The 24,884-nt window shown below is 49.5% G+C and carries 22 protein-coding genes; 11 read left to right on the forward strand and 11 right to left on the reverse strand.

Annotated elements, in window-relative coordinates:
- Positions 1–13: 13 nt before the first annotated feature.
- Together ACYVJM_RS15310 and ACYVJM_RS15315 are read left to right on the forward strand one after the other, a co-directional pair.
- A complete protein-coding gene (locus ACYVJM_RS15310) occupies positions 14–3,478 on the forward strand; it encodes an ATP-binding response regulator (protein ID WP_461149104.1) in 3,465 nt (1,154 codons plus the stop codon).
- Positions 3,479–3,539: 61 nt separating this feature from the next.
- Entirely contained in the window at positions 3,540–4,214 is a 675-nt protein-coding gene (locus ACYVJM_RS15315; protein ID WP_461149105.1) for an EboA domain-containing protein, read from the forward strand.
- 21 nt (positions 4,215–4,235) lie between these two features.
- On the opposite strand, the gene ACYVJM_RS15320 is transcribed toward ACYVJM_RS15315, so the two are convergent.
- Together ACYVJM_RS15320 and ACYVJM_RS15325 are read right to left on the reverse strand one after the other, a co-directional pair.
- Positions 4,236–4,898, reverse strand: a complete 663-nt coding sequence (locus ACYVJM_RS15320; RefSeq protein ID WP_461149106.1) for a porin family protein — start codon at positions 4,896–4,898, stop codon at positions 4,236–4,238.
- 6 nt (positions 4,899–4,904) lie between these two features.
- Entirely contained in the window at positions 4,905–5,582 is a 678-nt protein-coding gene (locus tag ACYVJM_RS15325) for a DUF4136 domain-containing protein (protein ID WP_461149107.1), read from the reverse strand.
- A gap of 171 nt (positions 5,583–5,753) precedes the next feature.
- Between ACYVJM_RS15325 and ACYVJM_RS15330 the strand changes: the two genes are divergently transcribed.
- Positions 5,754–6,686, forward strand: coding sequence for a TatD family hydrolase (locus ACYVJM_RS15330; protein WP_461149108.1), 933 nt, complete (start codon positions 5,754–5,756; stop codon positions 6,684–6,686).
- A 100-nt stretch (positions 6,687–6,786) separates the two neighbouring features.
- Complete coding sequence (gene eboC, locus ACYVJM_RS15335) at positions 6,787–7,668, forward strand: UbiA-like protein EboC (RefSeq protein ID WP_461149109.1); 882 nt, start codon at positions 6,787–6,789, stop codon at positions 7,666–7,668.
- Between the two features lie 111 nt (positions 7,669–7,779).
- On the opposite strand, the gene ACYVJM_RS15340 is transcribed toward eboC, so the two are convergent.
- From ACYVJM_RS15340 to ACYVJM_RS15355, 4 genes are all read right to left on the reverse strand, one after another.
- The gene (locus tag ACYVJM_RS15340; RefSeq protein WP_297381226.1) at positions 7,780–8,211 is read right to left on the reverse strand and encodes a BrxA/BrxB family bacilliredoxin; all 432 of its coding nucleotides are present in this window, start codon (positions 8,209–8,211) and stop codon (positions 7,780–7,782) included.
- Between the two features lie 84 nt (positions 8,212–8,295).
- Entirely contained in the window at positions 8,296–8,607 is a 312-nt protein-coding gene (locus ACYVJM_RS15345; RefSeq protein ID WP_111344449.1) for a DUF59 domain-containing protein, read from the reverse strand.
- Between the two features lie 73 nt (positions 8,608–8,680).
- Positions 8,681–9,109, reverse strand: a complete 429-nt coding sequence (locus ACYVJM_RS15350; protein WP_461149110.1) for a SufE family protein — start codon at positions 9,107–9,109, stop codon at positions 8,681–8,683.
- A gap of 6 nt (positions 9,110–9,115) precedes the next feature.
- A complete protein-coding gene (locus ACYVJM_RS15355; RefSeq protein ID WP_461149111.1) occupies positions 9,116–10,354 on the reverse strand; it encodes a SufS family cysteine desulfurase in 1,239 nt (412 codons plus the stop codon).
- Between the two features lie 474 nt (positions 10,355–10,828).
- Here ACYVJM_RS15355 and ACYVJM_RS15360 point away from each other — a divergent pair, with 474 nt between their 5' ends.
- The 7 genes from ACYVJM_RS15360 (at position 10,829) to ACYVJM_RS15390 (ending at position 16,612) form a co-directional block, all read left to right on the forward strand.
- Entirely contained in the window at positions 10,829–11,044 is a 216-nt protein-coding gene (locus tag ACYVJM_RS15360; RefSeq protein WP_461149112.1) for a response regulator transcription factor, read from the forward strand.
- A gap of 13 nt (positions 11,045–11,057) precedes the next feature.
- On the forward strand, positions 11,058–12,380 hold the full coding sequence (locus ACYVJM_RS15365) for a hypothetical protein (protein WP_461149113.1): 1,323 nt from the start codon (positions 11,058–11,060) through the stop codon (positions 12,378–12,380).
- Positions 12,381–13,018: 638 nt separating this feature from the next.
- Positions 13,019–14,206 carry a hypothetical protein gene (locus ACYVJM_RS15370; protein ID WP_461149114.1) on the forward strand — a complete coding sequence of 396 codons (1,188 nt, stop codon included), beginning with the start codon at positions 13,019–13,021 and terminating at the stop codon, positions 14,204–14,206.
- A 93-nt stretch (positions 14,207–14,299) separates the two neighbouring features.
- The gene (locus ACYVJM_RS15375) at positions 14,300–14,455 is read left to right on the forward strand and encodes a hypothetical protein (protein WP_461149115.1); all 156 of its coding nucleotides are present in this window, start codon (positions 14,300–14,302) and stop codon (positions 14,453–14,455) included.
- 125 nt (positions 14,456–14,580) lie between these two features.
- Positions 14,581–14,739, forward strand: a complete 159-nt coding sequence (locus ACYVJM_RS15380; RefSeq protein ID WP_461149116.1) for a hypothetical protein — start codon at positions 14,581–14,583, stop codon at positions 14,737–14,739.
- Between the two features lie 62 nt (positions 14,740–14,801).
- Complete coding sequence (locus tag ACYVJM_RS15385) at positions 14,802–16,043, forward strand: carboxypeptidase-like regulatory domain-containing protein (RefSeq protein ID WP_461149117.1); 1,242 nt, start codon at positions 14,802–14,804, stop codon at positions 16,041–16,043.
- Between the two features lie 14 nt (positions 16,044–16,057).
- Entirely contained in the window at positions 16,058–16,612 is a 555-nt protein-coding gene (locus ACYVJM_RS15390) for a MauE/DoxX family redox-associated membrane protein (RefSeq protein ID WP_461149118.1), read from the forward strand.
- On the opposite strand, the gene ACYVJM_RS15395 is transcribed toward ACYVJM_RS15390, so the two are convergent.
- The 5 genes from ACYVJM_RS15395 to ACYVJM_RS15415 all read right to left on the reverse strand — a co-directional run bounded on the left by ACYVJM_RS15395 (position 16,590) and on the right by ACYVJM_RS15415 (position 24,861).
- Positions 16,590–17,510, reverse strand: coding sequence for an esterase-like activity of phytase family protein (locus tag ACYVJM_RS15395; protein ID WP_461149119.1), 921 nt, complete (start codon positions 17,508–17,510; stop codon positions 16,590–16,592). The two genes, ACYVJM_RS15390 and ACYVJM_RS15395, sit on opposite strands and share 23 nt — an antisense overlap.
- Positions 17,511–17,574: 64 nt before the next feature.
- On the reverse strand, positions 17,575–18,900 hold the full coding sequence (gene sufD / locus ACYVJM_RS15400; protein ID WP_461149120.1) for a Fe-S cluster assembly protein SufD: 1,326 nt from the start codon (positions 18,898–18,900) through the stop codon (positions 17,575–17,577).
- Between the two features lie 84 nt (positions 18,901–18,984).
- Positions 18,985–19,740: a Fe-S cluster assembly ATPase SufC gene (sufC, locus tag ACYVJM_RS15405; protein ID WP_461149121.1), complete on the reverse strand. Its 756-nt coding sequence runs from the start codon at positions 19,738–19,740 to the stop codon at positions 18,985–18,987.
- Positions 19,741–20,114: 374 nt separating this feature from the next.
- Positions 20,115–21,032 carry a hypothetical protein gene (locus ACYVJM_RS15410; RefSeq protein ID WP_461149122.1) on the reverse strand — a complete coding sequence of 306 codons (918 nt, stop codon included), beginning with the start codon at positions 21,030–21,032 and terminating at the stop codon, positions 20,115–20,117.
- Positions 20,977–24,861, reverse strand: a complete 3,885-nt coding sequence (locus ACYVJM_RS15415) for a beta strand repeat-containing protein (protein ID WP_461149123.1) — start codon at positions 24,859–24,861, stop codon at positions 20,977–20,979. The genes ACYVJM_RS15410 and ACYVJM_RS15415 overlap by 56 nt, the downstream gene beginning before the upstream one ends.
- Between the last annotated feature and the right edge of the window lie 23 nt (positions 24,862–24,884).

Genomic DNA, 24,884 nt, shown 5'->3' on the forward strand with positions numbered 1-24,884 from the left:
CTTACTTAATACTATGATTGAGCGTGAATCGTCGGAGCCGTTTTTAGCTGGAGGTGGAGAGATGGGGCAATTGATCCGCTCTATGGACTGGGCAAAGACACCCCTTGGGCCTATTTCTTCATGGCCGCAAAGTTTACGGACATCGGTTAGTTTATGCCTTTCATCAACATTTCCTATTCTCATTGCCTGGGGACCCGAAACCATTCAGCTGTATAACGATAGTTACCGGCCTATCTGCGGAGCCAAACACCCGGAATCGATGGGGCAGAATTTCCGGATCTGCTGGGAAACGGCGCTGCCCGTTGTTGGGGATGCTTTTACGCGGGGACAGCAGGGTGAAGGTACCTATATTAAAGATCAGCGGATGTTTCTGGATCGGTATGGCTACCTCGAAGAAGCGTTCATGACGTTCTCCTTCGCCCCCATTCGGGATGAATCCGGTGGGGTAGGCGGAATTTTCCACCCCATCACCGAAACGACCGACAAAATGCTCAGCGCCCGCCGAACACAGGTGCTGCGGGATGTGGCAGCCCTTGTTGGACAGGCAAAGACCAGTCAGGATATTTATACAAGTCTGGTAAACGCGCAGAGCGGGTTTGACCTGGATTTACCTTTTTTATTGTTTTACGACCTTCTGGACGATGGGAAACAGGCTAAACTGGTTAGCACGGCTGGCCTGAACGTCGATTCACCTATGCCGCCCGGTCTCGACCAGGTAACTATAGCCGAAACAGGCTGGCTCGCCAACCTGCCGGAAACGCTGGTCATGGACCAACTGGCCGAAGGGGTCGGAACAATTATTGGCGGTCCCTATCCGGAACCTCCGCATACCGCCGTCCGGCTTCCTATTCTGCTGTCGACCCGCGAGCAGCCCGTTGGTTTTCTGCTGGCTGGCGTTAGTCCGCGCCGGGCACTCGACCAGGACTATCTCAACTTTTACGCGCTCCTGGCCAATACCATCAGCACCGCTTTCTCCAATGTTCATGCGTATCAGGAAGAACAAAAACGAGCCGAAGCCCTGGCCGCTATCGACCAGGCTAAAACGGCATTCTTCAACAATATCAGTCACGAATTCCGGACACCGCTAACCCTGATGCTCGGGCCGCTGGAAGGGCTGCTACAGGACACTGCCATCCAGGCATCGTCGTATAAGCAGCCTATAGAAGCCACCCACCGCAACGCCCTGCGTCTGCTGAAACTGGTTAATAACCTGCTCGATTTCAGTCGTATAGAAGCCGGTCGGACAAAAGCCAGCTTCCGCCCCGTCGATTTGGTTGGTCTGACCGTTGACCTGACCAGCAGTTTCCGCTCCCTGATCGAGCGGGCCGGGATGCACCTGACCGTTGACTGTGAGCCGCTGCCCGCCGTCGTCTATGCCGATGCAGAAATGTGGGAAAAAGTTGTCCTCAACCTGCTGTCCAATGCCTTCAAATATACATTGCAGGGTAGCATTGGGGTACAACTAACCGCCGAAGATGGAAATGCTGTCCTGCGCGTGTCGGATACGGGTGTGGGCATCCCTGCCGCAGAACTGCCTCACATGTTCGAGCGCTTTCACCGGGTTGCCAATGCGGGCGGTCGCACCTACGAGGGCAGCGGCATCGGCCTTTCTCTGGTGCACGAACTGGTGAATCTGCACGGCGGTACGATCACTGTAGCCAGTGTGGAAGGCCAGGGCAGTACATTCACGGTACAATTACCGCTGGGTAGAGAGCATCTATTTAAAGGTCAGATCGTTGAAGATAATTACCGGGGTCAGCGGAGCCAGTTGGCTGATACCTTTCTGCAGGAAGCCCGAACGATGCTTCCGGATGAGATGATGCCCATAGAAACGGCCGGAATGACGCTGGAAGCCGGTGAGGATGACCGGACAACGAAAATACTGGTGGTCGACGATAATGCCGATATGCGCGCCTATCTGAGTCGGTTACTGGCTCCTTATTTCACCGTTCAGACGGCAGTACATGGTGCCGATGCTATCCGGCAGTTGAACACAGACCTGCCCCAGCTTATCCTGAGCGATATGATGATGCCGGTCATGGATGGGAAAGAACTACTGCGCCGGATAAAGCAAAACCCGGTAATGGCCCACATTCCGCTTATCTTTTTATCGGCCAGAGCTGGCCAAGAGGCTCGTATCGACGGTCTGGAGGCCGGGGCAGATGATTACCTGGTGAAACCGTTTTCGAGTCTGGAGCTCCTGACCAAAGTTCGGGCGCAGATCAACCTGAACCAGACCCGTCGACAGGCCGAAACGCGTCTGCGTAATCTGGTTGAGCAGGCTCCGGTAGCCATGCTGCTGATGAAAGGCCCTGATCTGGTCATTGATCTGATTAACCAAGGCATGCTGGAGCTGATTCAGCGGGATAAGGACGTACTGGGAAAACCTCTCGTCGACGCCCTCCCGGAACTGAATGGGCAGTCGTTTATCGATCAATGTCTGCGGGTGTATCACACGGGCGTTACCGATCAGAGCTGGTCTATTCCCATACCCGTAACCCGGAATGGCGAGGTCGAAACGGGGTATTTCAACGTTCTCCTAACGCCCTACTACGAGGGAAACACCATTACGGGTGTACTGGAAGTGTGTACCGAGATCACTGAACTTGTTGAGGTGAACAAGGCATTGACCGCCAGTGAAGACCGGTATCGACAGCTATCAACTGCCCTGGACGAACAGGTTCGGCAGCGTACGGCCCAGCTGCAGGCGTCGATCCACGATTTACAGCGTTCCAACGACAACCTTCAGCAGTTTGCTTACGTGGCATCGCACGATTTGCAGGAGCCGTTACGCAAGATACAGTCGTTCGGCGACCTTCTGAAAAGCCAGTACGCTGATAATCTGGGAGATGGTATCGACTATCTGAAACGAATGCAGACAGCGGCCAACCGAATGTCGACGCTCATCCGGGATTTGCTGAGCTTCTCCCGAATCACTACCCGTCAGGAAGCAAACGGGGCCATTTCACTGACCGAAACGCTCAACATGGTACTGATGGATCTGGACGTGATGATTCAGGAAACCGGTGCTACGATCCATATTCAGCCATTACCAACGGTACTGGGCGACCGTTCGCAACTGATACAACTCTTTCAGAATTTACTGTCGAATGCCCTTAAGTTTCGCCGGAAGAGCCCCTCCGGTGTGCCGGTGCCGCCGGTTGTTGAGGTAAGTGCTAAACTGGTGAAAGCACCGGACCTACCCCCGTCTGCGAAACCTACCCGCGCCGTGAACCTGTATCACCGCATCGATGTGACAGATAATGGAATTGGGTTTAATGAGAAATACCTGGATCGAATTTTTCAGGTGTTTCAGCGGCTGCACGGCAAAAGTGAATTTCAGGGCACAGGAATCGGACTGGCCATTTGCGAAAAAGTAGTTGCCAATCATGGGGGTGTGATTACGGCCCAGAGTCAGCCCGGCGAAGGAGCTACCTTTAGCGTATATCTTCCGGCAGTGCAGTTTCAGAATCAGTAATTCCGACGTCTCCTCTTTATTTTTACACCAACAAAACCTACCGAACCTCTACTTTTGTGCTATGAATATTCTGTCAATGAGCCAGACGCTGTTCTACCTGATCGAGCAGCAATCGAATTCTGAAAAAGCCGTAACCTACCTGCGCCAACAGGCTGATGCCTTTTCGGCAAACCCGCAAGTCGCTGTATTTTACCGCGTCTTTACCGCCTTGCCACGCTTTGTCGGGAAGCAGCCCGTTGTGGTTCCGGCGGATATACAATTTGCCTTGAAACGGGTTCGACCCGGCTTCACCGTTCAGGACTGGACCCTCGACCGGCTGGCGCGGGTGTGGTGGCTGCTTCAACTCCCCGCCGACGACCAGACTGCCTACGTCAAAACCATCAGCGAACTTTTTAAAGCGGGTGAACTGAACGAATTGGTTGCCCTGTATTCAGCCCTGCCGGTACTGGCCTATCCCGAAGCGTGGAAGTTTCAGGCCACGGAAGGTATTCGCAACAACATCGCCGATGTGCAGTCGGCCATTATGCTTCACAACCCTTACCCTGCCGACTACTTCGACGAACCCGCCTGGAATCAGTTGATTATGAAAGCGTTTTTCACGGACAAAGACGTTACGCAGGTCATTGGCCTGAATGAGCGCAACAACGCCCGGCTCGCTCAAACGCTGACAGATTTTGCTGCCGAACGCCGGGCGGCCGGGCGAAGTTTGCCCGCTCACATGGAAGAATTAATGTAACGCGGGTATACCCGCGTCACATTAATAAAACCGATACGAAATACCCGCTGAGATCATGAGCGAGGGAGCACTGTTCTTCAACAAATCATAGTTGAAGAATATATTCTGGTATTGCGCCTGAATTTCAGCTCCCAGCCCCTGCTCACGTTTGCCGTAGTACTTAACGCCAATGGCCGGAGCTATGGCACCCCTGAAGCCATTCGATTGGTCGGCCAGCGTACCGAAATAGTTGGTATAATCGACATAAGCACCGCCACCGGCCATCTGCACATAGGGCCGAAGGGCGGCTGCATTATCGGCAAAGTAATAGGAGAGCGACACCATAGCCGGAATAACCGACAGCGTCCGGGTCTGTACGGCCGAAATAGACTGGTCGCCATAATCGTAGACCTGCCGATCCAGCCGCTGCTTGTTGTACTGGTAACCCGTTTTTATGCCGATGGCAAACCGTTTTGGGAACAGCCATTCGCCTTCCAGTGCAAAGTTAGTGGGCGACACCTTGTCGATGTACCCCTGTGTACCACCCATCGGGAAGGCCACTCCATACCGGGCCGCAATGTTGAAGGTCACGTACTCCTGATAGGGCGACGGGAAGCCGTTGTCTCCCGAATTATCATTTCTATACTGTGCCCAGGTCGTTGTCGTGAACGCCATCAGGGCAACCAATGTGATGATCGATTTCATAATAACTTATTCAGCAGCCTTCAAATAAGGCGATTGGTTGAAAATAGCCGTAACTGCGTTGTCGACGGCTTGCTGATCTGTGATATCAGTGCCCCGGACGGTTGCATTGTAAATAACATTCAGCTGAGGCTGTCCGGTACCTGTTCCCGTTCCTGCCGTTGGCCGGTTTTTCAGGTCCACAATCTGAATTTCCCAGTATTGATCGGTTACCTGATACGTGTAATAACTTGGATAATAAGGTGAATAACCGTAACCTCCTAAACCGCCAAAGCCACCCCAGTAGCCCGAATAATACGAATACGGATTGGATGCTACCCCGGTGTATTGGTTATTAACCTGGATGATCGCTACGCCTAGATCTGCGCTGTCGCCCCGGCTAACCCGCTGAAACCCTTTGGCCGTCAGTGCGTTCGCTACATTTGTGACAAACCGGCTCGAAACAGGTGTTTGCGACGTAACGTATGAATCGTTCGACTCTATAATGACGGAGTCAGGGAGGCTGAAAGTCTTGTACTGACCAAAGTTGACCGAACGGTCGTAGTTCGTTATATAAACCGGGCTATCAGCCGGGCTCAGATCTTTAATGGCGTTTTCGCGGCAGGAGAGTAACCCGCCACCCGCCAGAAGGAGTAAAACTGCCCCCAGTTTCCACTTTCCTGCTTTACGCTGTTGATGCATGTTCATATTCGTGGTTGCATTTGTTGTAGGACTATCTATCTATAAAACGAATAGACTACTGCGAAGTTTGTGTAACCTGAATTAAATGTTGCTAAAAATCGTGCAGAACGGGGGTAATTTTTACGGAACTTTACGGCCCAATTAACGAGTACTTAATGCCTCTAACGTAGAACTATTATGGATTTTATGGATTCTATTCGTGGCATGTCGTTTTTCGATATGCACGTCCACATGACGTCCCGCACCACAGATGACTATCAGGCAATGGCCGATGCGGGCGTCGTAGCCCTGATCGAACCGGCTTTCTGGCTGGGGCAACCCCGTACGGGCGTCGACTCATTTCGGGATTATTTTGCCAGTCTGGTTGGATGGGAGCGTTTTCGGGCGTCACAGTTCGGTATCCGGCACTACTGTACCATCGGATTGAACTCCAAAGAGGCAAATCAGGAGGAATTAGCCGAGCAGGTTATGGAAATCCTGCCATTATTCATCTACAAAGAAGGTGTGGTTGGCGTAGGGGAGATTGGCTTTGACGACCAGACGCCCGCCGAGGATAAGTACTACCGGGCGCAACTGGAACTGGCCAGAGAGGCCGGGTTGCCCGTGCAGATCCACACGCCCCACCGCGACAAAAAACAGGGTACCAGCCGGAGCATGGACATTGCTATCGAGCACGGTATCGACCCCGGCATGGTGATTGTCGACCACAATAATGAGGAAACGGTGCGTGAGGTGCTGGATCGTGGTTTCTGGGCCGGTTTCACTATTTACCCGTTTACCAAGATGGGCAACGAACGTATGGTAGAGGTCGTAAAACAGTACGGGCCGGAGCGCATCATGATCAACTCGGCCGCCGACTGGGGTATCAGCGACCCGCTGGCTGTACCTAAAACGGCAGCTTTGATGAAACAACGAGGTATTTCGGACGAGGCCATCAAACTGGTGACGTTCACCAATGCCGTAACGGCCTTTGCCCAAAGCGGACAACTTAGCCTGGAAGACCTCACCCAACCAATGGGTATCGACCAAAGCCAGCGATACAACGGCAGTTCTGTGCTGCGCGGTGGCCAGGCCCCAAGAGTAGATAAGGAATCGACAATTATTAAATAGAACGATAGCGTTTGTGGTGTCGGGTTCTCAAACCCGACACGCTCGCGTCAGCAATTGTTATCGGGTTCTTGAACCCGATAACACGGCCCGACACCACTTCATGAGTAAGATTAAAGCACTTCTTTCCCTTACCCGACCAGCTAATCTGGTTACGGCTGTTGCCGATGTGCTGGCCGGGATGGCTATTGCCGGGTATTTTGGGGTTTACGATCCGGCACCGGCTCCGGTGGGCTGGCTTTGCCTGGCAACAGTCGGGTTGTACGGTGGGGGCGTTGTTTTTAACGACGTGTTCGATGCCGAACTGGATGCTGTCGAGCGGCCCGAGCGACCTATACCCAGCGGTGTTATTCCCAAACCGACGGCTATTCTGCTGGGGGCAGTGTTATTTCTGATTGGTATAGGTGCATCGTTCGCCGTGAACCAAACGGCGGGGGTACTGGCCATCGGGATTACGGTGGCATCGCTGGTCTATGATAAATTTGGAAAGCACCATAACCTGCTGGGCCCCGTCAACATGGGTCTTTGCCGGGGACTGAATCTCCTGCTGGGTATCAGCATCGTTCCCGATCAGGTGATGCCCTGGGCGTGGGTTGGTCTGGTACCCATTGCCTACATTGCGGCTATCACCATGATCAGTCGGGGGGAAGTGCATGGCGGGAGCCCGACGACGCTGCGGTTTGCGGGGATTCTCTATGCGCTGGTTATTGGCTGTCTGGCGGCTCTGGCGCAACAGCAGCAACAGTTGGGTACGGCTTTGCCGTTTCTGCTTTTGTTTGGCTATTATATTTTCCCCCCTCTCTGGCGGGCGGTGAAAGAACCTGTCGGCCGCAACATCGGGCTGGCAGTGCGGGCGGGGGTGCTGTCGCTTATTGTCATGAATGCGGCCTGGGTAGCGGCTTTCGCGTCGTTCCCGCTGGCTATGCTGGTCTTTTGCCTGTTACCCCTGTCGAGATTGCTGGCGAAGGTTTTCGCGGTAACGTAGTTAATACCAAAAAGGGGTGGTGGGTCGGGGAGTTAAACGTTATATCTTAAAGATATAACGTTTAACTCCCCGACCCACCACCCCTTTTTGGTTAATGACGCTGCTAATTAATTAGGCGTTAGCTGGTGTGCAGAACTCTTCCAGCGCCATTTCCAGGTGCTGGGCGATCATCTGCGCCGAACGACCTTCGATGTGGTGCCGCTCGATGAAATGAACGAGTTCACCATCTTTGAAAATACCGATGGCTGGCGATGATGGAGGATACGGCAGCAGGTATTCCCGCATCTTGGCGGTTGCTTCCAGATCGCCACCGGCAAAGACACTGACCATCTTATCGGGCTTAACGGGACTAGCCGCCAAAGCCGCTTTCACACCCGGGCGAGCTGCACCGGCTGCACAGCCGCAAACCGAATTTACGACGACCAGCATGGTGCCTTCGGTATTTTCCACGGCGTTCACTACGTCGTCGGCGGTGGTCAATTCTTCAAACCCGACGCTGGTCAGGTCTTCCCGCATCGGGATAAGCAAATGAGGAGGATACATAATAGTTTGTTAGTTAATAAGTTAGTAAGTCGAGTCGGTAAGTCAGCGATAGGGTTGCCCCAACACGCCTTACCCACTATTTTTTTACATAAACCCAAGTTCAAGCTTCGCTACTTCCGACATCAGTTCGGTCGAGTAGGGAGGATCAAAAGTCAGCTCTACGCTCACGTCGCTGACGCCTTCGATGGCCCGTACTTTCTCTTCGATCTCGGCGGGAATCGACCCGGCGGAGGGGCACGAAGGGGAGGTCAGCGTCATCAGAATATATACGTTGTTGACCGGAAATATCTTAATGTCGTAAATGAGTCCCAGCTCATACACGTCCACTGGAATTTCGGGGTCATAAACACCCTTCAGGGCCAGTACAACTTGTTCTTTCAGTTCTTCGTCTGTCATCTTTTTAGGTCATGTTGTGGTCAAAAGTGGTCAGGTTTCGTCATGAATACGGCAAAGCCTGCCTGGTTTCTGACTATTGGTTACCCGTTGAATAGCCCTTCCCGAATGCTTTCATCCGTTCGATCATGGAGGCTAATCCACCGGCTCGCAGGGATGTTATTAAGTTACCCATGCCCACGCGGGGGATAAAGTATAAATCGGCATTGGCAATATCGTCGGGTTTCTCGCCCGACAGTACCCGAATCAGCAGACCAACCAGCCCTTTCGAAATTTGTGCCGTTGGCTCGCTGTCGCCGTAAAAATACAGCCTATCGTCTTTCAATTCGGCATCGACCCATACTTTTGACTGGCAGCCCATAATGCGGTTCTCGTCTGTTTTGAGCGCTTCGGGCATGGGGGGCAGCTTTTTGCCTAAATCAATGATGTATTGCGTTTTATCGAGCTGATCGTCGAATAAATCAAATTCTTCGATAATCTCGTCCTGCTTTTCGTTAATGGTCATACTTACTTATAACATCATTTTCTGTACCCGGCGAAGACCCTGCACAAGTCGGTCGATTTCGTCTCTGGTGTTATAAACCGCAAACGACGCCCGCGTAGTTCCGGCAATGCCAAAGCGCTGCATGAGCGGCTGGGTGCAGTGGTGCCCCGTCCGGACAGCAATGCCCTGCTGGTCGAGAATAACGCCCGTATCCTGATGGTGAATGCCGTCGAGCACAAAGGAGACAACGCCAATTTTATGCTTCGCCCGGCCAATGATCCGGAGGCCGTCCAGCTCGCTCAACTGCTCGGTGGCGTACTGAAGCAGGTCGTTTTCATGGGCAGCAATGTTCTCTTTGCCCAGACCCGCCATGTAGTCAAGCGCCGTTTTGACGGCAACCACATCGGCAATATTGGGCGTGCCCGCTTCGAATTTATACGGTATCTCGTTATAAGTCGTTTTGGCGAAGGTAACCTCCTTGATCATTTCGCCACCGCCCCGGTAGGGAGGCATCGAATCTAGTAACTCCTTTTTGCCGTATAAAACGCCCATGCCCGTCGGGCCGTACAGCTTGTGTGCCGACAAGACGTAAAAGTCAGCGTCAAGTGCTTGTACGTCGAGTTCTAGGTGCGAGCTGGCCTGTGCACCGTCGATCAGGACAACTGCGCCAACGGCATGGGCTTTGTCGATGATGGTTTTGACGGGGTTGATGGTACCCAGCGAATTCGACACATGAACACACGAAACGAATTTGGTACGCTCTGTCAGCAGTTTTTCGTACTCGTCGATGAGTAATTCACCTTCGTCGTTAACGGGAATGACTTTCAGGATGCAGCCTTTTTCTTCGCAAAGCATCTGCCAGGGCACAATGTTGGAATGGTGCTCCATGGTCGAGATAATGATCTCGTCACCTTCGTTCAAAAACCGGCGTCCGTAGCTCTGGGCCACCAGATTAATGCCATCCGTAGTGCCATAGGTAAAGATGATCTCCTGCCAGTGTTTGGCATTCAGGAACTCCTGAAACGCCCGGCGGGATGCTTCGAAGGCGGCCGTTGCTTTTTCGGCCAGGTGGTGAATACCCCGGTGAATATTGGCATTGTAGCCCTCATAATAATCCGTCAGGGCATTGATGACCGCCGTGGGCTTTTGATTCGTAGCGGCATTATCCAAATAAACCAGCGGACGACCGTTCACCTGTTGATCGAGGATGGGGAAATCCCGGCGGATTTGCTGTATATCGAGGGTTGTTTCTATCGCTGATTGCATGTTGTGTTCGTATCGAAAAGAGGATAAATGGCTGAACCATTCACCCAAAGGTCATTGATAAAACGTAAAGTGAGGGTGGTTAGGTTCGTGTTTGGACGCCTAGTACAACGAAACTTGTGAGCCAAACAAACTTTGTAACTATTGGAGGAAAATGAAAAAGAGGAAATTACCGTGTGAGTAGCTAAACCGAAAATATGAAAAAACTATATTAGTAGTTAATCGTTAAGTAGTAACTAATCTTGTATGATTATACAAAATAGGTTATTTGTACTAATTAAATAAATGAAAATAGGTTAAACTAATATCTAGAAACTTTTTGAATGATTTCAGCTAGTAAAAAGATGATTTCAGACAGTTAAGGAGCTTGATTAGTTGTTAGATGTACTTTTAATGGCTAAATAGGCACAGGAAATTTATGGACGATCGTAAAAAGATTTCTAGTCCTACTTTATCCACATTGCATTTATTGACACTATGCAACACCAACCTGACTTGAAACACGAAGAAAATGAGCTGCCTAACCGTGCTATTTTGGATTTGACGTCCCGCGAATGGGACGTTCTGATGCATATAACCCAGGACTTGACAAACTCTGAGATTGCAGACCAACTAGCTGTGACATCCAAAAGTGTAGAAAACTATAGGGCCAGAATTGGTAGTAAGCTTGGACTGAAGCGGATGGTAAGGTAGGAGTCTACTTTTGATGCCAAGAAAGCAGCTAGTAGCGCAAATTTTAGTGCGCCAATTTCTTGATATAAGAATTCTAAAAGCTATGAGGAGTAACTTCAATGATAGAATTAATAAGTTGCCAATAGATGATTCAACTATGGCGCGATTAATGCATAAAAGTATACAAAAGAAGCATATATTTTATCTAAATTTGATTGATTATGTAGCACCTATATTTGAAAAAATTTCAGAATCACAAAAGGAACAAATTTCATTTGCGGGTTATCTATACTTTCGCTTTTTATTAGAGTTTGATTCCTTCGTAGATAATGTACGAGAGCAGAACAAAACTGATCAACTCCAAAGCCTGACCTACGTAATAGAAATACATGAAGCTGCAACACGAGAGCTAAGTTTGCTATTTCCAACCAATTCATCATTTTGGCCTATATTTAATAGGTATAAAAATGAGTATGCAAAAGCTGTCTTAACAGAAAAAGATTTTGCCACATTAGGGGAAATATATTCAGAAGCTACTTTTGAGCAACTTGCCGCTGGTAAATCGGCGGTTTGTTATGCCGCCATACAAGCACTCGTAACGCTAAATGGGTATACGCCTTTCGAGAATGAGCTTGAGAGATGCCTACGACACATTCATATCGCCTTTCAATATCTTGATGATCTTGATGACTTTAAGGTTGATCTTATCGGGGGACAACGATCTTTTGCCCATCAGTTGGTTCAAGATTATTTAACTAAACAGGGTGTGCAATTAGTAGATAGAACTCTGATGCATAAATACTTATACCTTTCGGGCATAGGTTCCATAATCGTCGATAAAGCTATTAGAAATTTTAAGGAGGCTATCAAGATTTCGGAACTACTTGGCCTGATATTACTGAAAGAGTACTTAATGACTCAGGTAGAATTAGCGAAAAATTTCAATAATGAAATAAACTTACTTATCCGAAAGACACGAATTAAATCGATTAAAAGTACAGTTGTAAAGCCAAGGCAAAATATCAGTGAGTCAGCGGATAGCGCGTATCTATATTTAGCTTCATTAATCGATACAGGAAGATGGTCAGATTTTATTACTAGCGCAGATTCTGGTGATACTTGGATTTCAGCTTATGTAGGTGTTATGCTGCTGGAGTGTGACGTTGATAAATACTTACTCCAAACTACATTAGAGAAAATCTCAGTAAAAGGGGCATTCAATGACAGTATATTACAGGATGCAGATTCAACAAATTTTCTCGCAGGAATGCATTGGCAACTTACAAAAACAATACCTAATCAACTTTTAGAATCGTGGCTGTCCTTTAGAACGGAGAACGGAGGATGGGTAACATAACAGGATGAGGATAGCTTGCGGGGTCGATTAGGTTTGGCTGAACATACTTGTGTGGCTGGCTGGCTTTCTGAACATGACTGCGTTAGTGCTGTTGCTGCTTATATACTGTCTGATATACATATCCTAGATGACGTATATAGGTCAACGTGTGACTATTTAATTAGTAGGATTGCAAATGGAATCTTACAGTCATATTGGTGGACAAGCAACCTGTATGTACTGTCATTTGCTACTCTCGCTTTTGCTAAACGTCCGATCTACAAGACTTATGCTTGTCAATTGGGTCACCAGATTTCTCAATACCAGCATCCAAACGGCTATTGGATAAACTCTGTTGATAATCAACCTAATGCTTTCTACACTGCAATTGCACTGAAGGCATTAATGGCTACCGATGTAGAGACCTATAGAGCGGTTATAAAGTGTGGAATTCAATGGCTGAGAATGCATCAAACCGAGGATGGTAGCTGGCAGACTAGCCATATTTTGCGAATACCTGCAACAAATGTATTACAGCCTGAAACGATAAAACAATGGCGAAAAAGTTCTTTTGGCGTAAATACGTTGGTCGATGATCATAATCGGGTTTTTACAACTAGTACTGTCTTTAACGTATTGACTACTTCTAAGAAATATCCATGCTTATTGTAAACGATACTAGCGTGCACGTCTTTGACGAAACTAATTGGGTTATTCACTCAACCAAAGGACGCAACTTTTTGATTAATCAGTCTACCTATCAACTGTACCAGATTTTACGGGAGTCGTCAGATTGGTTAGAGGCCGTAACGAAATTTAACCACCTATTCGGTTTAACATTTAATCATCAGGAATTCAATGCATTAGTTGCTCAAACGTTAGGGGGGTATTGCGTCCTGCTTGAAGACCCAACGCCTATGAAACCTAGTTTGAAAAATAACTATCTGAAACTGAAGGTAGAGCTTTTACCGGCCCGTATAGTTGGTTTATTATCGAAACCGCTTCAATGGGTGTATGCACCCAACGTATTTTGGACCGCTTTTCTGTTATGCTCGTCGGTTGTGCCGATGGTGTATTTTGTGAGTGATGCAAATCAGGTGATTGGTCAAACGAATTACGTCTTATACCTCAGCTTGTTATATCCGACAATGCTGATCCATGAACTTGGACACATTGGTGCCTGTGCCAAGTATGGGTTAAAGCATGGCGGAGTCGGGTTTGGGTTTTACTTTATTATGCCCGTTATGTACGCCGACATAACCGAGGTATGGTTGGTTGACAGATCACGTCGGGTTATCGCAAACCTAGCTGGTATTTTCAACGAGATACTTTACGCAGGTGTTTTAGCAGTCGTGTATTTGATAACTGGTAATGAAACCTGTCTGGCAGTGGCACTCACTGTATTTACAATGGTAATCTGGGAGTTTAATCCTTTCGTTCGGTTTGATGGCTATTGGGTACTTTCTGATTTGACAAACCCCCCCAACTTGCTCCCAAAGGCGAATATGCTGTTTAAGACAAGCATTAATGCGTCCGTTCTGCGCACCTTTAGGCAACAGCCAATAACGCAATTGCGCAAATTTTCAGTGCAAAAAATGGGATTATTTATATATGGTTTCATTAACACATTATTGTGGATAAGCGTAATGATTTACACCTTGATTGTGTATCGAGAAACCGTATTTCAATTTCCGGCCATCGTTTGTCGATTGATTGAAAAAGGAGTAAGCGGCAAATTAGCGTGGCAAGACCTAAGTCGTCAATATGTGACCGTATTGTTATTTTATGTACTTTCTCTGCGATTTATTGCCAGTCAATGGAAGAGCCATAAGCATATACTTTTTTGATCTCATAGCAGATAAGTGATCAGCTGTCCATTGAGGGCGGTTAGTGAAAGTCTTTTGACGGCGGCCCTTTTTACCTTTTAACTTTTTACGTACATGCAAGAACAATTGGTTTACGCGCCAGAAAGCAAAATACTAGACTTTTTTCAACTGGAAGAACTGGAAGAACGGTTAGAAAATAAGTGGTATGTGGTCAATAATGGACCCCAAGAAGATAATCTCATGGAGGTTACAGTAGTTGTTGTTAATTGATACTTAACAACAAAATAGGTAACGCACATAAGGGTTATTGCTAAAGTCATCCGGTTGCCATTCAACGGGGCAGTAGCAACAGGTTAAACTAAACAGCCCTTAAATTTTATTAACTATCTATTTTTATGCAAACTTTTGACCAATTTAAAGAACAGTTTGATGGCGATCTGATAGCTATGTTCCAAGTAGAAGAGCTCGAAGAGCGACTTGAAAACCAATGGGAGCTTTCAGCTTCAGGTAATTCGGATGGTACAGTTACCGCTACCGCAACCTTGAAAATTTAGTAAAAGCACCATTTATGGGAGTTGTTTTTCAACTTCCATAAATGGTATTTAACACGTTAATAATGACTATTCTAAATAAACTCTTTATATACTTTACGACAATATGTATTATTTGCAATGTCCTTATTCGTTCAAGTTATGGCCAGCACATTCAAGGTTCTGTCTTGGACGCTTACAATCAAAATAAAATTTCTTTTGCAAATATTTACTGCCTGGCCACTAATACAGGGACTTTAAGTAATGAAAATGGTGATTACTATCTTCAAGTAAAACAGTATCCTATTCAGCTAATTATCTCTCACTTAAATTATAGTTCAGATACAATTACGATTATTGGACCTTCCGATAATAACACCTTTTATCTTAAGCCTATTGCTCATGAGCTAGCCCCGATAACGGTGAGCAATATTGGATATAAATTAATTAAACAAGCTTTTGATCGCGTGGATACCGAAGAGAAAAGAGTCGTTTTCGGAAAAGCTTTTTATCGTCAATTAACTCTAAATGGCGAGCAACCGACAGAAATTCAGGAAGTTGTATATGATGTTAAATTGTCAAGTAACAAAATAGAAGGTATACAAATTAGTAATGCTCGGTATGCAAAGATGACTTCAGATGATAAGAAAATATATGTTGGGTTTGCCAACTTTTCGTATCTGCTATTAGCACAGAAAGCAATTGGACGATCAAAGCCAGCGAAAGATGTACTTTTGTCACCAATGCGGCCAGATGTAGCTGACTACTATAATGTTCGAGTAACCGATGTACTGACACAGCCCAATGGTGAAAAAATAGCTAAACTTGACTGTCAAATCCGAGAAGACTATACGAATCCTGCATTTTCAGGTCAAGTTTATATCAACATGACTAACTATAAATTAGTGAAGGTGCATGGGATAATTCCAGATAATATGGGCGCTGTAATTAATAATGCAAAAACAATAACTGAGAATCATATATATACTGTTGATATAGACTATAAATCTCAAGGAAACACTACTGTTTTTAACACTATTCGGGTTACAGTGGAGTTTGATCAACTTATTCGCGCTACTGGAGAAAGGCGAAAAGATAATGTTAGTGCGTTTTTGGTTATTAATGAATTTAGTAGTGTATCTGCTAAAGGAAAATACAAGCCTATTAATATTCATCGTGAGGACTTGAAAATCATTCAACATGCTAAATATGACTCTGAATTTTGGCAAAATAATCCAGTAATACGTCGAACCCCTTTAGAAGAAAAGACCATTAAAGCTTTTGAGCAAGAGGGCGTAATGGGAAATATGAAATTTGATTCCCATTAATCTCCATTTTCATTATGAAATCTGTTATATTAACACGAGTAGCTTCGATTATTTTGGGATTGCTCTATCTTGCCTCAGGCGTTGGCAAAGCTATAGATGTAAACGCTTTTGCTGATGTAATTATCCACTTTGGGATTCCCAAATTGAGGATGTTTGCGCCCTTAATTATTAGCTTGGAAATTACACTTGCTTTTACTCTGCTATTTAATGTGTATCGCCAGTACTTTGGAATATTTTCGTTAGGAGTACTCATTATACTTTCGCTTATTTTTTTATTCGGCTACGTCATTATAGGTGTCAGGGATTTTGGCTGTTTTGGTAAAGTGATGAGTATATCAGCTCCCATATTTTTACTTCGAAATTTATTTATGATTGCCATATCTTACTACATCTGGAAGCAGCCAGAAAATCAGGTCAGCCGAGTCATATTGAAGACAACAAGTGCTGTTATTCTGGGTATCTTTATATTTATCATAACCGGCGTTGAAATGAAGAAAGCATATTTGGAAATAAAAGTACATGAGGGGACTGAACGGAGCGATAACCTTACCGTCTTTTCAAAACGATGACCTGATTTCGAAGGGTTTTGTTGACCCTGAAATTATCATCGGCCATGAGGACCAGCGTCTGGTGCTGCTCATCGGCCCAGGCCATCGCTTCCAGATTGCAGACAGCAGCCGGATACTGGCGGTTGAAATCGAACGCTTTTTCTTTGCGCAATGTATGCGTGGCGTCGTCGGGGGTGGCCAGATAGAGGTTTGCCGTAACACGTTTCTGCTCACTGTCATAACACCGTTCCAGCACCAGCAGTCGCCGGTCGTCAAGGGCCAGGATGTCCGAGATGCCGCCAGTTCGCTCTTCGCCCTGTGCAAACAGACAGCGATCGATGGGGTATTTGTAACGCTCCACAATGGGGTCGGCATCCAGCGGATTTGGATAGCGAAAAAACGTAATCGTATCCTGGTGTAGGTTGGTTTCGCCTTCCCAACCCGCTTCGGGGGCTACCCAAAGCGCCCCGGTTGACATAACGGCCAACCCTTCAATTCCTTTGTTAGGGGCGGGGAGGGGAATCTTCAGAAGAACAGCTGCCGCACTATCGCGCATAGTCTTTCCATACAAAACGGAAGTCACATGCTCATGCTCATCCGTCCAGAAGTAAGTCCCGGTATTGGAATCGTAGCGGCTGCTTTCAAACCAGTAGGGTGTTTTCTGAGCTGCCTGCAGACGATTCTGATCGCCCAGATCGCGGATGGTTCGGATGTTGGCAAAGGTAAAATGCCACCCCCGGTCGCTCACCAGATGCCACTCGCCGGTTGATGGTACGATCTCCAGCCCCGATATACCCCGCAAACTATCCCGAACGAAGGGCATCGTGATCGAATCGCCTTCGAAACGGAATTGAATGCTCTGCCCGTAAGTGGTGGCGTAGGTGAGGAATAGACTGGTAAGTAAGGTGAGTAGGCGCATAGTGGAATAAAAAAAGTGTCGGGTTTTCAAACCCGACACCACGAAAACGCGACATAAATGCAGCTTACTTCGTCAGCTTCTCCCGAACAACTCCTTCAAGGTATTCGCGGATGGGCTGAATTTTGAGTTGGCTCAATACGTCCTGCGAGAAGGCGTACAGCAACAGGGTCCGGGCTTCATCTTTAGGGATACCGCGCGACCGCATGTAAAACAGGGCTTCGTCGTTCAGCTGACCCGTGGTCGTTCCGTGCGAACATTTCACATCGTCGGCATAGATTTCCAACTGCGGCTTGGTGTTCATCGACGCTCCCGGCGACAGCACTACGTTCTTGCACGACTGGTACGCATTGGTTTTCTGCGCGTCGGGCCGAACGAAGATCTTGCCGTTGAAAACGCCCGTGCTGTTATCGTCCAGAATACCCTTGTACAGTTCGTTGCTGTACGAGTTAGGCATGGCATGGTCAACCAACGTGTGGTTATCTACGTGCTGGCGACCGTTTGGCATATACAAGCCGTACATAAAGGCTTCGGCATGCTGGCCGTTGAGGACGATGTTCAGGTTGTTCCGTACGAAATGCCCGTTGAGGGTGATCGACGCGGAGTAGAAATGGCTGTTGTCGGCCTGGTGAACCTGCGTAGTGCCAATATGGTAGGCTTTTGCCGTTTCGTTCAGCACTTTGTAATACTGCATCCGGGCATCGCGGTCGAGCACAATTTCCGTCACGACGTTCACAAAGCTGGAATGTTCACCCAGCGTTCGGTACGATTCCGCCATCATCACCTCGGCATTTTTACCGATAACAACGAGGTTACGGGGCTGCGAAGTAATGTTGTGAACACGGGCGTCGGTAACGAAGCGCAAAATGATCGGCTGTTCGACGGTTGTGTTGTTGGGTACCCGAACCACCACGCCATCGCTGGCCATGGCCGTATTCAGTGCCGTAAAGGCGCTATCCTGATAATCGGCATACCGGGCGAAATGCGCACCCATAAAATCGGGGTCTGCTTTGATCGCTTCGGCGAAACTGGTAATCTGTAGTTGTTCTGCCGGGCTCACTATCCGCGAAAGTTCGGGATGGTAGATGCCGTTGACGAAGTACAGAATATTACCTTCCAGATTCGGAATTTCCAGCGGAGCCAGATCGTCGGCTGTCAGTGAAGAAGCAGTATCGAGGGCAAAGTCTTCTTTGATCAGACTGCTGACATTCGAGTACTTCCATTCTTCGTGCCGGATTGTCGGAAATCCTAACTGCTCGAACTGTTTCAGGGCGGCCCGGCGAACTTGGTGTAACGGCGATTTTCGTTCGCCGTTCATGCGTTCTTCGTTGTCCCGAAAAGACGCCAGCAACTGCTCCTTGAAATCGTTATATGATGCGTAAGAGGGAGTCATTTTTTTATGTATGATGTATAACGGTGTATGATGTATGACGTATGATATAGTTTATACCATACATCATATATAATAGATCATACATCAGATGGCTTCAGCTTCGGCTTTGATCCAGTCATATCCTTTTTCTTCCAGTTCAAGGGCCAGTTCTTTCGGGCCCGACTTCACGATACGGCCTTTATAGAGCACGTGTACGTAATCGGGTACGATGTAATCCAGTAACCGCTGGTAGTGCGTTACAACAATCGTGGCCCGTTCCGGCGACCGAAGTTTATTGACTCCATCGGCCACGATGCGGAGGGCATCAATGTCCAGACCGGAATCGGTTTCGTCCAGAATGGCTAGTTTGGGCTCCAGCATGGCCATCTGGAAAATTTCATTCCGTTTTTTCTCACCGCCCGAGAAGCCTTCGTTCAACGACCGGCTCAGCAGCGACTGGTCGATATTGACGAGTTTCATTTTCTCCTTCATCAGCTTCAGGAACTGAACCGCATCGAGCGAGTCCTGCCCGCGATATTTACGGATTTCGTTCAATGCTGTTTTAAGGAAGTTGGTCGTACTAACGCCGGGGATCTCAATTGGATACTGAAAGGCCAGGAAAATACCTTCGGCTGCCCGTTCTTCGGGGGCCATATCCAACAGGTCTTTTCCATCGAAAAGTACGCTGCCACTCGTTACATCATAGTCCTCACGACCTGCTAATACTGACGCCAGCGTGCTTTTGCCCGCACCGTTGGGACCCATAATGGCGTGAACCTCACCGGGGTTGATTTCCAGGTTAAGGCCTCTTAATATCTCTTTCTCGCCAATCGAGGCATGTAAATTACTGATGGATAACATAATAGGTTCTATCGTGACACCTCTAAATAAAGCCGCAAAGTTAGCACATGAAATGGCATCTGCGCTGTTAGGTAACAAAATCGGCTGTTTAAAAGTTGACCCAGCCGTCGCTTATTCGCTGATAATCAAAAAACTCGTTTCCAGAATGACAAAAAATCTGCTACAGGTGGGATTTTTCGGGCGACCCGTTCATGGCCATCTTTTCCCTAACAGCAGGGCTAACGTCCCGGTGCCAGTAGCGTGGAGAATAGTGTGCCACCGGCCCCATCAAAAAAATACGGCCCGTAACAGGGTTGCGGGCCGTATATCAATCAAACCGGTTAATCAGACTGGCGGGGGTGCCGATGCGTTTAACCGTAATGTACTTAATATGCTTATCTACGGATTTTTCTGGCCACTATTGGCACACAATTGGTTGGCGGGCAATTACAGTTTGTTTTGGGCAGTGTCACGATTACATCGCGTATACAACCTAATCCATTTGTAATCCGAACGGTGTATGCCTGTCCTGTATCGCCAGCAGGACTGGCCAGATTAGCGACCAAAACCCCATTGGAAGGTACTTTCGTACTGGCACTGCCAGCTATTACCTGGTTACTGTTAAAGCTGCTGCCCAACGATACCTGATAATGATACATGGTGGTATCTGTGGTACTCAACATCCAGTTCGTTACTATAATGCGGCCATCCTGATTCGTCTGATTTGTTGTTGAATTACAGGTTGCAGGCTGTGCCACCGCCTGATAATTAGCTATCGAATCTTCGACAATGACAACCGGACAGCACGAACCGTTTATACAGCCACCGATACCGTTGACGACAACCGAATAACTCCCGGCCCCTGTAACTTGATACGAGTTGGCCATAGCTCCTGAAATGGCTACACCATTCCGGTACCATTGATAGCTGCTCTGTCCTGCCGTTACAGATAGCGAAAAGACATAGTTACTTGCCTTACACACATGAATTGGGGGCGGACAGGTATATGTACAACTGGCGGGTGCGGTGTAGGTGGTCGTGGCCGATCCACAGGCGGTGGCACTGCTGATGACCGACACCGTCTTCGCCAAGCCATCGGAAGTGAGCCCGTTCAGGGTGTAATTGACTGGGCCGTTGCCCGTCAGCGTTACGACCGTGCTGACATTACCCACGGCGATGGTCAGCGACTGGCTGGCTGCGCCGTTGGTGGCCGAGACGCTACCCGTCAGGGTGTACTGGTTGGTGGCCGGGTTACAGCTACCGGCCGCTGCCGTAGCGACCAGCGAGCAGACGGGGGCTGAAGCGACCTGCATTGTCAGCGTCAACAGCGCCGAACAGTTCTTGGCATCGCTCACCTTGACCAAAGCTGGCTGTGCCGGTGGTGGTGGGCGTGCCCGAGATCACCCCGGTGGTGGGGTTGAGGCTCAGGCCTGCGGGCAGGCTACCACTCACCAACGCATAGGTGTAAGGCGTACTGCCGCCCATGGCCGTGAGTGCCTGGCTGTAGGCGGTGCCCACCTGAGCGTTAGGCAGACTGGTGGTGGTGAAGCTCAGGGAGCAGACCGTGCAGGCCGTTGGGGCGGTGTAGGTGGTGGTGGCGGTCTGGCCGTTGAGGCTGGCAATCACGTTGTGGCTGCTGGCGTTACTTGGGCCGCTTACCGTGAAGCTGGCCGACGGCTGGCCCGCCGTGACGGTAATGGTGCCGATGGTCGTGCCGTTATCCGTTACGGTGATCGTAGCGGCAGGGCTGTTGGTCAGGCTAACGGTACCGGTAGCGGTATACTGGTTGGTGACTGAGTTACAAACCGGTGTACTGACAGCTACCGCCATGCTCAGCCTACAGGCAGCGGGTGCGGTGTAGGTGGTCGTGGTCGATCCGCAGGCGGTGGCACTGCTGATGACCGATACCGTCTTCGCCAAGCCATCGGAAGTAAGCCCGTTCAGGGTGTAATTGACTGGGCCGTTGCCCGTCAGCGTTACGACCGTGCTGACACTACCCACGGCGATGGTCAGCGACTGGCTGGCTGCGCCGTTGGTGGCCGAGACGCTACCCGTCAGGGTGTACTGGTTGGTGGCCGGGTTACAGCTACCGGCCGCTGCCGTAGCGACCAGCGAGCAGACGGGGGCTGAAGCGACCTGCATCGTCAGGGTGAGCAGCGCCGAACAGTTCTTGGCATCGCTCACGTTCACCAAGATAGTCGATGCACCCGTAGTGGTGGGCGTGCCCGAGATCACCCCGGTGGCGGGGTTGAGGCTCAGGCCTGCGGGCAGGCTACCACTCACCAACGCATAGGTGTAAGGCGTACTGCCGCCCATGGCCGTGAGTGCCTGGCTGTAGGCGGTGCCCACCTGAGCGTTAGGCAGACTGGTGGTGGTGAAGCTCAGGGAACAAACCGTGCAGGCCGTTGGGGCGGTGTAGGTGGTGGTGGTGGTCTGGCCGTTGAGGCTGGCAATCACGTTGTGGCTGCTGGCATTACTCGGGCCACTTACCGTGAAACTGGCCGAAGGCTGACCCGCCACTAGCTGGACCGAACCAACAATAGCCCCGTTGTCGGTTAGGGTGAGCGTGCCTGCCGGACTGTTGGCGAGGCTTACCGTAGCCGTGGCCGTATACTGGTTGGTAGCCGAATTACATACTGGGGTGCTTACCGTTACACCCATCGTATACGTGCAAGACAGGGGAGCGTAGTAGTCAACAATAGCCAGGCTACAAACCGTGCCACTATTTACTGCGGTCACTCTATGCCGTAGGCCATCGGAGTTGAGACCTGTGAGGGTGTAACTAACCGGGCCATCCCCGTTTAGGGTGGCGTACGTAATAGCCTGACCATCGGTGATCGTAAGGGACTGAACACCCACGCCGAAAATAGCCGTGTTCGTGGCCGATATGGTACCCGTTAATATGTAGGTGTTATTTTGTGGGTTACAGTCGCCAGGAACGGCCGTGGCCACCAGATTACAAACCGGGCCACCGGCTACCTGGAGCGTCAGAGCCATAATCGACGAACAGTTGGCACCGTCAAATACTGTGATATTGAATGTATAAGTACCCGCCATAGTAGGCGTACCCGAAAGCAGACCCGTGCTGCCATTGAGGCTCATGCCGACGGGTAGGCTACCGTCAGATACGAGGAAGGTATAGGGTTGAGTACCGCCCGTAGCCACCACCGATTGATTGTAGGCCGTACCGACCACTGCGGCAGGTAGACTACTTGTTGTGATGTTGAGCGTACAGATTGTACAGGCCGCCGGAGCCGTATAAATTACACTGGCGGTCTGGTCATTCAGGGTGGCAATTACGTTGTGCGAACTTCCATTGCTTTGTCCATTTACCGTGAAGCTGGCCGAGGCCTGACTCGCCGTTACGGTGATGGTGCTTACAGTAACCCCATTGTCGGTCACTGTAAGTGTACCGGCAGTACTGTTGACCAGGCTAACGGTTCCGGTAGCGGTATACTGGTTGGTGGTCGGGCTACAAACCGGCGTATTCACCCCAACGGTCATTGTCTGCGCACAGGCAATCGGTGCGGCAAAGGTCGTGGTGGCGGTTTGGCCATAGAGGCTAACCACAATGTTGTGGCTGGCTAAGTTGCTTAATCCACTGAGCAGGAATGTGGCAGAAGGCTGACCCGCGGTCACATTGACGCTACCGGCGGGCGCGCCGTTATCGGTAATGGTAATGGTACCGGCCGTGGCGTTAACCAGGCTGATGGTTCCCGTAGCAGCATATTGGTTGGTAGCCGGATTACAAACTGGTGCTGACACAGCCACCGTCATTACCAGTGAACAGGAAACTGGCGCTGAATAACTCGTATTGGCGGTTTGGCCATTGAAACTGGCTACTACAGTATGGCTATTGGCATTACTTAATCCGCTTACCGAGAACGTAGCCGACGATTGACCCGCCGTTACGGTGATCGTTCCGACGTTGGTACCGTTATCCGTTACGGTGATCGTACCGGCGGGGCTGTTGGTGAGACTAACCGTTCCCGTGGCCGTGTACTGGTCGGTGGCTGGGTTACAAGTGGGGGGGGCTACAGCTACCCTCATCGCCAGTGTGCAGGAGGCTGGAGCCGTATAGGTCGTTCTGGCGGTCTGGCTGTTCAGGCTGGCTACCAGTGTGTGGCTGCTGGCATTACTTAATCCACTTACCGGGAACGTAGCCGACGATTGACCCGCCGTCACGGTGATGGTACCAATGGTGGTGCCGTTATCGGTTACGGTGATCGTACCGGCAGGGCTGTTGGTCAGGCTAACGGTGCCGGTAGCCGTATACTGGCCAGTTGCCGGGTCGCAGTTTAGCGGGCCTGTAGCCACATTCATCACCAGCGTACAAAAGGCCGGGGCCGTATAGGTCGTGCTGGCGGTTTGGCTGTTCAGGCTGGCCACCAGCGAGTGACTGCTGGCATTACTTAGCCCGCTTACCGAGAAAGGAACCGACGATTGGCCCGCTGTCACGGCGATAGACGCTATAGTAATACCATTGTCGGTAAGGGTCATGGTGCCCGCTGCCGCATTGGATAAGCTAACCGTTCCGGTAGCGGTGTACTGATTGGTGGACGGATTACAAACCGGGGCATCCGCCAGGGCTACGGTTAAGCTGACCGGAGGAGCACAAATAGAATAATTAATACCATTCGACACATTAACACACGTGCCGCCAATATTGGCAAAGTTCGTGCCTGTAGTAAGGGTAGGGGCGGCCTGAGCACCATCGTAGTTAACGGCATAGGCAATGTAAGACCCCACGCCAACGGCAGTAAACGAAGGCGTACCAGATACCTGAACAATAGCAGCCGACGTAGCATCGACTAACATGTACTTCGTTATATAACCCGTGGTGGTGGTGTTGCCCGTGTTGGTAAAGGCTATGTTCGCTGGCGCGGTGCCGTCGCAGGCAAAGGATGCTGGTAGTATAGTCGACAGCAATTTACCCGGAGCAGCCAGCGCAGTTGCGGGTCTGGTTAGAGTAATTTCCCTATTTTTTGCGGCAACCCGTCCTGTAGGCGGGTGCAGATCAGGGGTTTCGTGACGTTTGCCTACTGGCGAAGCTATGCTTACGGTCACGCTTAGTACGTACCCTACCAGCACAAGTGCGAGCCATTTCCAACAGGCAGGCGTATGGGTAAACGGTAGTTTCATGGATTTGAAGGTTTTATGAATTC

It is taken from the genome of Spirosoma pulveris, from assembly GCF_054781875.1.